Consider the following 8,482-nt stretch of genomic DNA (forward strand, 5'->3'; position numbering starts at 1 on the left):
TGCATCCGGGGAACGCCGACTACTGACGTTTGGGTCCATCCGGGCTACGCGTTTAGATCAGGTAGTCAAGCGGAACGTCACCCCACCCAGTTCAAACGAATCGCCCGACACCGAAAAACCCCTGGCCCTGGCGGCATCGCGCACGACAGCGACATCAGCCACCTTGAACGTCAGTCCGCTCATGATGTCGGCAGCGCCGTTCACAAAACGAAAACTGGCATTGGGCAGCTTCAGCTCGGGCTCGGCGTTCCTGCTCGTGCTCACGGGGATTCCGATGATCTTGCCCCAATGCGCGGCCAGCACCCCGGGCTCCGGGCTTTCCATTTCCACTTCTGTCAGCGCCAGCGTCACATCCTTACGGATCGATTTTGTCCAGTCCGGCCCGGCCGGCGGATAAGGTCCCAGAACATTGTCGCTTGCGGCGGTGTGGTTGAATTCGATGAAGGCGGCGCGGCAATCGCGCGGATGCAGTTGAACGCCGTGATAGGGCGCGTGGTCGATCACATTGGCGGTGCGCACGCCCATTTTGGCGGCATGCGCGCCGCGCTCGTCGGGATCGTCGCAGCAGAAGATCGCCATATAGCCGCCGCGGCCGCCGGTCTTCTCGATGAACCGCCCGGCCGCGGTGCCGGGCTGGAACGGCGCGACGACTTCGAGCAAAATCGTATCGACCGGCAGCAGCGCATTCTCCAGACCATATTTGGCGACGTTGCCGTCGCGGTAGCAAATATTCAGCCCCATGATGGCGGCGATATCGCCCACCAAGGGTTCGATGGCCGGCGCCACCAGGCAGATCTGCCGCAGCCTCATGAAACCCGACATCTCATGCCCCTGATCAATGGTTCTGAAAAACCGGCTTGCGCTTCTCGACGAACGCCTTGGCGGCTTCCTTGTGGTCTGCGGTCTCGCCCGAGCGCGAATGATGCATCGCCTCGGCATCGAAGCAGGCTTCCAGCGACATGTGTTCGGCGTTGTTGATATTCTTCTTGATGTAGCCGAGCGTGATCGACGGCCCCTGCGCCAGCGACATCGCGAGATCATGCGCGGCCTGCTCGACCTCGGCATCGGGAACGACTTTCGTCACCAGCCCTAGCGCAAGCGCTTCCTGCGCCGTCAGCACCGGCGACATCAGATAGAGTTCGCGGGCGCGGGCGCTGCCGAGCATCTGCGTCAGGAAAAAGGTGCCGCCGTAATCGCCCGACAGGCCGACCTTGGCGAAGGCGGTGGTGATCTTGACCGACGCCGAGGCAACGCGGAGATCGCAGGCCAGCGCGATCGAAAGCCCGGCGCCGGCGGCGGCGCCATCGACCTGCGCCACCACAGGCTTCTGCATCTCGTGCAGGATGCGGGAGACCTCCATGCCGCGGCGCAGGTTGGTCTTCTTGGCCTCGAACGGCAAAGGCGCCCGCCCTTCCGCCATCGACTTGACGTCACCGCCGACGCAGAAGGTGCCGCCGGCGCCTTTCAGCAGCACCGCGCGAACCTCGTGATCCTCCGCCGCGCGCCGCGCCGCCGTCACCAGGCCCAGTGTCATGTCGGGATTGAGCGCGTTGCGGCGATCCGGCCGGTTCATGGTGATGGTGAGCAGGCCATGGTCGAGATGCTGCAGGACGATTTCGTTGTTCATTGCGGCTTCCTTGTTGTCGTTATTCGTTTGCTCAGATGTTTCAACGTCATTGCGAGCGCAGCGAAGCAATCCATTCATCCTTTGCGGGTCTATGGATTGCTTCGTCGCAAGTGCTCCTCGCAATGACGGATAATGGTCCGGCGCCTATTTCTTCACCAGCGGGCAGCGCGACTGTTCCAGCGGCTGGAATGCATCGCTCCCGGAAACCGTGCCGACCAGCTTGTAGTAGTCCCAGCGCCCCTTGGACTCCGACGGCTTCTTGACCTCGAACAGGTACATGTCGTGCACCATGCGGCCGTCGTCACGGATCTTGCCGTTCTTGGCGAACATGTCGTTGATCGGCGTGTCCTTCATCACCTTGATCACCGCCGCCGCATCAGTGGTGCCGGCGGCCTTCACCGCTTTCAGGTAATGCGAGACCGAGGAATACACGCCGGCCTGGGCAGTGGTCGGCGGCCGCTTCCTGCGTTCGGTGAAGCGCTTTGAAAAAGCCCGCGTCTCATCGTTGAGATCCCAGTAGAAGGCTTCTGACAGCAGCAGGTTCTGCGCGATTTCGAGGCCTATGCTGTCGATGTCGGTGATGAAGACGAGTAGCGGCGAGGCCTTCTGCCCGCCCTTCATCAGCCCGAACTCTGCAGCCTGCTTGATCGCGTTGATGGTGTCGCCGCCGGCATTGGCGAGGCCGATGACCTTGGCCTTCGACGCCTGCGCCTGCAGCAGGAAGGACGAGAAGTCCGATGTATTGAGTGGATGGCGGACGCTGCCCAGCACCTTGCCGCCATTCTTCACCACCACATTGGTGGTGTCCCTTTCCAGCGCCTGTCCGAAGGCATAGTCGGCGGTCAGGAAGAACCAGCTGTCGAGGCCGGATTTGACGGCCGCAAGCCCCGTCACATTGGCCTGCCCATAGGTATCGTAGGTGTAGTGCACGGTGTAGGGACCGCACGCTTCATTGGTCAGCGCAACCGTGGCCGGCCCGTTAAAGATGATGAGCTTGTTGCGCGCTTTTGCGATCTCGCCCGCGGCAAGCGCCGTTGCGGAAGCCGCGACGTCGAAGATCATTTCCACGCCCTGGTTGTCGAGCATGTCGCGCGCCAGGCTGGCCGAGACGTCGGCCTTGTTGAGATGGTCGGCGACGACGATCTCGACCTTGCGGCCGAGCACCTCGCCGCCAAAATCCTCCACCGCCATCTTCGCGGCGGCCTCGCTGCCCGCCCCGGTGATGTCGGCATAAAGCCCGGACATATCGAGAATGCCGCCGAGTTTTAACGGAGGTTTCGTCTGCGCGAGGGCGGCGCTTGCCGACAATGCCAGCACCGATGCCAGAACGCCTGAAAATATCCGTCTCATCAAAGCCTCCCTGCGAACGGACCGCATTCGTTGCGGCCTCACTTCTGTTGCCGCAATCATGCCGGAAGCGTCTCGCAGCGGCAAGGCGCGCAGCCGCGCGGGAGGCATGCCGTGGCTCTGCGACGCGGGCATTTTCCGCTAAGCGGAATGGTCGGCGATGGACTCCAACTACTCGTCGTACCTGCCAACACGTTCGCAGGGACGACGATGGTATTTCGAACGCGGAACGCCGCATAACGCCCACTCACCCCAGCAGCCCCTTCCCCGGCACATGATTCAGTTCCAGCCTGATGCCATCGGGATCCTCGAACAGCAGCGAGTAATATCCCGGCGCCCACTGGTCCTCGCGCGGCGCGCGGATGATGTTGGCGCCGTCGAGCGTGCCGAGGAAGGCGTGCAGTTCATCGACATCGGCGCGCTCGCGGGCGCGGAAGCAGAGATGGTGCAGGCCGACGCGGCCTTGCTCAAAGGCCGCGCCCTCATGCTCCGGCGATGGCGCGCGGATGCCGACCGCGGTGCGACCGCCGACGCAGTAATAAGTCGTCTCGGTATCCATCACCGGCTTCAGCCCGAGAAACGGCAGCAGCTGACGATAGAACGCGCGGGAGCGCTCGAAATTCGATGCGGTCAGGAAAAAATGCGCGATGCCGTTGACTTCCATCGTCTCCCCCTTCGTCGACATAACGATTTCGGCTAAGGTTATCTGCCGACCGCGGCCAGCATACAGGAATGGATCCGATTCCAAGCAGCGTTCACCCGGTGATTGCCACGCGGGCGCATTGCGCCGGGTTTGCCGTGGCGTTGACGTGCCTGCTCGCCGGCGCCGCGCCGGCTGATGCGGCGGGCTGCGCGTTCGAACCGCAGGGTGAGGGCCGCGTCGCCGCCGTGATCGATACGCGCGCGTTTCGCCTGACGGACGGCCGCGAAATCAGGCTCGCCGGCATCGAGCCGGTCGCCGGCGCCAGGGCCGGCCGTACGGCGCTGGTTGCCATCATCACCGGGCGCGAGGTGACATTGTCGGGCGACAGCGACAGCCCCGACCGCTATGGCCGCCAGCCCGCTTTCGTCCATCTTGCCGGCGGCGATACGCCGGTGCAGAGCATGCTGCTGGCACAGGGCGAGGCGCTGGTATCGGCCGATGTCGCCAACAGGGACTGCTCTGCGACGCTGTTGGCAGCCGAAGCGGAAGCGCGACGCGCCAAACGGGGAATTTGGGCCGATCCGGCAGCCATAAAAAACGCGGAAAGTCCGGGCGATATTTTGGCCGGGATCGGGCGCTTTACATTGGTCGAAGGCAGGGTTGTGTCGGTCAGGCAGGCCGGGGCAACGACTTACCTGAATTTCGGCCGGAACTGGACACGCGACTTTGCGGTGACTATTTCAAGGCGGGCGGCGGCGGCGCATGCGGCGGCCGGGATCGGCCTTAAGTCTCTGGAGAATCGACGGATTCGGGTCCGTGGCTGGGTCGAGGCGCGGGGCGGCCCGCGAATCGAGGTGCTCCATGTGGGGCAGATTGAAATGCTTGGCGGGAATTAGCCCGCCGGCCAGATACGAGTGGCTGACGTGACGAGGTGTGCGGGACGGCGCGACAGGGGAACAGGCCGCCGGCTTTGGGCTGCGGGCCCGCTGCTGTGCGCATTTCTGGCGCTTTCCGGCTGCGGCGGCGTCGACCGCTTCACCACTGCCGCGCCTTCGGCGGGCGGTTCGGCCAAGCCGGCGCGCACGGTGGCGCAGACCCCCGCCGCCGAGCGCGAGCATGAACGCATTCTCTCTTCCTATGGCGGCGCCTATGACGATCCCAGGCTGGAAGCCCTGATCGGCAAGACCGTCGACCGGCTGGTGGCGGCGTCGGATCGTCCCGATCAGGCCTACCGGGTGACTATTCTCAATTCCGGCGCGGTCAACGCTTTCGCCCTGCCGACCGGCCAGCTTTACGTCACCCGCGGCCTCGTCGCGCTCGCCAGCGACACCTCGGAATTGTCGTCAGTGCTGTCACACGAGATGGCGCATGTACTCGCCAAGCACGCCTCGATCCGCGAGGATCAGGCACGGCAGGCCGCTGTCGTCACCCGCGTCGTCACCGACATGGGCAACGATCCCGATCTGACCGCGCTGGCGCTGGCCAAGACAAAACTGACGATGGCGAGCTTTTCGCGCGCCCAGGAGTTCGAGGCCGACGGCATCGGCGTCGGCATTTCCGCCCGCGCCAGGTTCGACCCGTATGGCGCGGCGCGCTTCCTGACCTCGATGGAGCGCAACGCCGCCCTCAAGGCCGGCAAGACCTCGCTCGATCCGCGCGCGCAGGATTTTCTGTCGACGCATCCGGCGACCCCCGAGCGGGTGCAGAACGCGCAGAATTCGGCACGGCAGTTCTCCTCGCCGGAGGGCGGCGAACGCGACCGCGAGACCTATCTCGCCGCAATCGACAACATCGTCTATGGCGAAGACCCCAGCGAAGGCTTTGTGCGCGGCCGGCGCTTTTTGCATCCGAAGCTCGGCTTCACCTTCGCGGCCCCCGAGACCTTCACGCTGGACAATACCGCGCAGGCGGTGATCGGCGTGCGCGAGGGCGGCACCCAGGCGATGCGCTTCGACGTGGTGCGGGTGCCGTCGGAGCAGACGCTCGCCGACTATCTCAATTCCGGCTGGATGGAGAATGTCGAGAAGGGCTCGGCGGAGGAATTGACCATCAACGGCTTTCCGGCGGCGTCCGCCACCGCGCGTGGCGATCAATGGCAGTTCAAGGTCTATGCGCTGCGCTTCGGCAGCGACGTCTACCGCTTCATCTTTGCCTCCAAGCAGAAGACCACCGAGAGCGACCGCAACGCCCGCGAAACCGTGAATTCATTCCGCCGCCTGACGCTGGAAGAAATCCAGGCCGCCCGGCCGCTGCGCATCAAGGTCATCACCGTGCAGCCCGGCGACACCGTGGAATCGCTGGCGCACCGCATGTCCGGCGTCGACCGCCCGGCGCAACGGTTTCGGATTTTGAACGGACTCGACGCCAACGCCCAGGTGAAGGCGCGTGACCGCGTGAAGATCGTGGTGGATTGAAGCGCGAAGCGCGTCATCCCGGGCCGCGAAGCGGACCCGGGATCTCGAGATTCCTGGTTCGCTTCGCGGCCCGGAATGACAGCCAACAGAAAAAGCCCGGTCTTGCGACCGGGCTATCTCAATTCTGAACCCAAAGGCTGCGTTATGCCGCCTCGTCCGCGACCGCGGCGTCGTCACCATCGGCGTCGGCATCAGCCTCGCCGGCTTCGGTCTCCGTCTTGGCGCCGCGGCGCGGGCTCTTGGCGAGCTGGCCTTCGATTTCCTTGACCGCTTCGGTCTCGGTCGAGTGCTGCACCACGGCGATTTCGCGCGACAGCCGGTCGAGTGCTGCTTCATACAGCTGGCGCTCGCTGTAGGACTGCTCCGGCTGCGAATCCGAACGATAGAGATCGCGCACCACTTCGGCGATCGCGACGATGTCTCCGGAATTGATCTTGGCTTCGTATTCCTGGGCGCGGCGCGACCACATTGTGCGCTTGACGCGGGCGCGGCCCTTGAGGGTTTCCAGCGCGCGCTTGACCAGCGCGGGCTCCGACAGCTTGCGCATGCCGACATTGGCGACCTTCGCCGTCGGCACCCGCAGCGTCATCTTGTCCTTCATGAAATTGATCACGAACAGCTCGAGCCGTGCGCCGGCGATCTCCTGCTCTTCGATGGCCAGGATCTGGCCAACGCCGTGCGCGGGATACACCACGAATTCGTTGGTCTTGAAGCCCTGGCGCTGGGTCAGAACCTTCTTCGGCTCCTCGACCCGGGGGGCGGCAACGACCGGCTTGGCGGCGGCAACGGGCTTCGCCGCAGCCTTCAACACCACGGGCGGCTTGGCCGCGGACTTCGGGGTCAAGGCGACGGGCTTGGAAGTTAAAGGCTTGGGAGCGACCTTCGAAGCAGGGGCCTTCGACACGGTCGCTTTCGCGGCAGTTTTTGCAGTCTTGTTTGGCATTGCGCTTCTTTTGTTTTTCGAGGATTTGGCGGCCGGGGCCTTTCGGGGCTCCTTAAGAGAAGCCTTGGCACGGCCTTTGGTTGCACTGCGGCTCACCGCAGCGGCTTTTTTGGTGGTCTTTGAAGCACTCTTTTTACGCGTTTTCTGTGACACAGCCTGCGCGCGGAAACTGCCACGCCCCTGTTGGATGTTTTTCACGGGAACCCGAGGGCCACAGGTACGCATGGCTGGATTCGGCTAGTATTGTGTCCAATATAGCACATTTTCCGGAAAAATCAATGATTTACGCCCTGCCGGAGGGCTCGGCGGGCGCTTTCGGCGATCTCACGCAGATTAGGGTTAAGCTGGCGGCGGTCGTAGGGCCGAAACGGCCCTGTTTCAAATCAGCCGGGACGCTTCAAATCAGTCGCCGCTCCCGGGCGCCGGAGAAAAATATTTCTCAAACTTGCCTTCCATGCCGTCGAAATCCTTGGCGTCGGACGGCTCTTCCTTCTTCTGGGTGATGTTCGGCCAGGTCTTGGCGTATTCGGTATTCACCTCCAGCCACTTTTCCAGGCCGGGCTCGGTGTCGGGCTTGATCGCATCGGCGGGGCATTCCGGTTCGCACACGCCGCAGTCGATGCATTCGTCGGGATGGATGACCAGCATGTTCTCGCCCTCGTAGAAACAGTCTACCGGGCAGACCTCAACGCAATCGGTGTATTTGCATTTGATGCAGGCTTCAGTGACGACGTAAGTCATCCAGGGCTCCGAAACGGTCAATTTTCAGTGGTTTGCGTAGCGCAGGAACACCGCAGCCGCAAGTCGAGCAACGACACGTTCTGGAGGCGTTTTCATGCGCTCCAGCACGTGCTCCAGATAGTCATTCCCGGCGGCCGTGCAAATCTTCGTAGAGGATGCGGGCGGCGGTGGCATCGCCCCGGCGCTCGGCAAACGCGACCACTTTCAGGATGCGCACCGAGTTGTCGAGCGCGATGGTCAGCACGTCGCCAGCCTTGACGGCGTGGCCGGGCGCCTTCTCTCTGATACCATTGATGCGGACATGGCCGGCCTCGACCAAAGCAGCGGCGCTGCTGCGGGCCTTCACCACCCGCGCGTGCCACAGCCATTTATCGAGACGCTGGCGCTCCAAGCAACACCATCGAGAAAGGGATCAGTCCTTGCGGTTGGCGGCGAGCTGTTCCTTGAGCGCCGCCAGTTTGGCGAACGGCGAATTCGGATCGACCGGACGGTCGCGCTCGCGCGGCGCGGCGCTGGTGGCCCATTGCCGGTGCGACGGACCGCTGTCGCGGCCGCCCTTGCCACCGAAACCACCCTTGTCGCGTCCGCCCTTGTCACGGCCACCCTTGTCGCGGTCGCCGCCACCGAATTTGCCTGGTGGCTTACCCTGCGATCTATCCTGCGGCTTGCCTTCGGGTCTTCCTTGCGGCCGGTCGTTGTCCCTGCCCTTGCCTTGAAAACGCTCGCGCGGCGGCCGGCCGCCCCGGTCCTCGCGCGGCGGGCTCGCC

The 8,482-nt window shown here is 63.8% G+C and carries 9 protein-coding genes and 1 pseudogene; 2 read left to right on the forward strand and 8 right to left on the reverse strand.

The genetic code is table 11. The features are described from left to right. Positions 1–57: 57 nt before the first annotated feature. From Q8N40_RS03925 to Q8N40_RS03940, 4 genes are all read right to left on the reverse strand, one after another. Positions 58–822: a hypothetical protein gene (locus Q8N40_RS03925; RefSeq protein ID WP_305318962.1), complete on the reverse strand. Its 765-nt coding sequence runs from the start codon at positions 820–822 to the stop codon at positions 58–60. Positions 823–835: 13 nt separating this feature from the next. After that, positions 836–1,627 (reverse strand): enoyl-CoA hydratase, encoded by a 792-nt coding sequence (locus Q8N40_RS03930; RefSeq protein ID WP_305318963.1) that lies wholly within the window; start codon positions 1,625–1,627, stop codon positions 836–838. Positions 1,628–1,771: 144 nt separating this feature from the next. Beyond that, entirely contained in the window at positions 1,772–2,977 is a 1,206-nt protein-coding gene (locus Q8N40_RS03935; protein WP_305318964.1) for an ABC transporter substrate-binding protein, read from the reverse strand. A 244-nt stretch (positions 2,978–3,221) separates the two neighbouring features. Further along, positions 3,222–3,638, reverse strand: coding sequence for a VOC family protein (locus tag Q8N40_RS03940; RefSeq protein WP_305710876.1), 417 nt, complete (start codon positions 3,636–3,638; stop codon positions 3,222–3,224). Between the two features lie 68 nt (positions 3,639–3,706). On the opposite strand from Q8N40_RS03940, the gene Q8N40_RS03945 reads away from it, so the two are divergent. Further along, positions 3,707–4,513, forward strand: a complete 807-nt coding sequence (locus Q8N40_RS03945; protein WP_305318966.1) for a thermonuclease family protein — start codon at positions 3,707–3,709, stop codon at positions 4,511–4,513. Between the two features lie 27 nt (positions 4,514–4,540). Continuing rightward, positions 4,541–6,031, forward strand: a complete 1,491-nt coding sequence (locus Q8N40_RS03950) for a M48 family metalloprotease (protein ID WP_371135607.1) — start codon at positions 4,541–4,543, stop codon at positions 6,029–6,031. Between the two features lie 142 nt (positions 6,032–6,173). On the opposite strand, the gene Q8N40_RS03955 is transcribed toward Q8N40_RS03950, so the two are convergent. The 4 genes and pseudogenes from Q8N40_RS03955 to Q8N40_RS03970 form a co-directional block, all read right to left on the reverse strand. Next, the gene (locus Q8N40_RS03955) at positions 6,174–7,199 is read right to left on the reverse strand and encodes a CarD family transcriptional regulator (protein ID WP_305318967.1); all 1,026 of its coding nucleotides are present in this window, start codon (positions 7,197–7,199) and stop codon (positions 6,174–6,176) included. A gap of 177 nt (positions 7,200–7,376) precedes the next feature. Continuing rightward, positions 7,377–7,715 carry a ferredoxin FdxA gene (gene fdxA, locus Q8N40_RS03960; RefSeq protein WP_305318968.1) on the reverse strand — a complete coding sequence of 113 codons (339 nt, stop codon included), beginning with the start codon at positions 7,713–7,715 and terminating at the stop codon, positions 7,377–7,379. Between the two features lie 121 nt (positions 7,716–7,836). Continuing rightward, positions 7,837–8,106: an RNA-binding S4 domain-containing protein gene (locus tag Q8N40_RS03965; protein ID WP_305318969.1), complete on the reverse strand. Its 270-nt coding sequence runs from the start codon at positions 8,104–8,106 to the stop codon at positions 7,837–7,839. Positions 8,107–8,127: 21 nt separating this feature from the next. Then, a pseudogene (locus Q8N40_RS03970) lies at positions 8,128–8,482 on the reverse strand (helicase); the annotation flags it as partial.

It is taken from the genome of Bradyrhizobium sp. (genome assembly GCF_030693485.1).
Lineage (GTDB): Bacteria > Pseudomonadota > Alphaproteobacteria > Rhizobiales > Xanthobacteraceae > Bradyrhizobium.

Bases quoted from the DNA above. Each gene is read 5' to 3' on its own strand.
- Q8N40_RS03930 (WP_305318963.1), bottom strand. From the start codon at position 1,627: ATGAACAACGAAATCGTCCTGCAGCATCTCGACCATGGCCTGCTCACC.
- Q8N40_RS03945 (WP_305318966.1), top strand. From the start codon at position 3,707: ATGGATCCGATTCCAAGCAGCGTTCACCCGGTGATTGCCACGCGGGCG.
- Q8N40_RS03925 (WP_305318962.1), bottom strand. From the start codon at position 822: ATGTCGGGTTTCATGAGGCTGCGGCAGATCTGCCTGGTGGCGCCGGCC.
- fdxA (WP_305318968.1), bottom strand. From the start codon at position 7,715: ATGACTTACGTCGTCACTGAAGCCTGCATCAAATGCAAATACACCGAT.
- Q8N40_RS03955 (WP_305318967.1), bottom strand. From the start codon at position 7,199: ATGCGTACCTGTGGCCCTCGGGTTCCCGTGAAAAACATCCAACAGGGG.
- Q8N40_RS03940 (WP_305710876.1), bottom strand. From the start codon at position 3,638: ATGGAAGTCAACGGCATCGCGCATTTTTTCCTGACCGCATCGAATTTC.
- Q8N40_RS03935 (WP_305318964.1), bottom strand. From the start codon at position 2,977: ATGAGACGGATATTTTCAGGCGTTCTGGCATCGGTGCTGGCATTGTCG.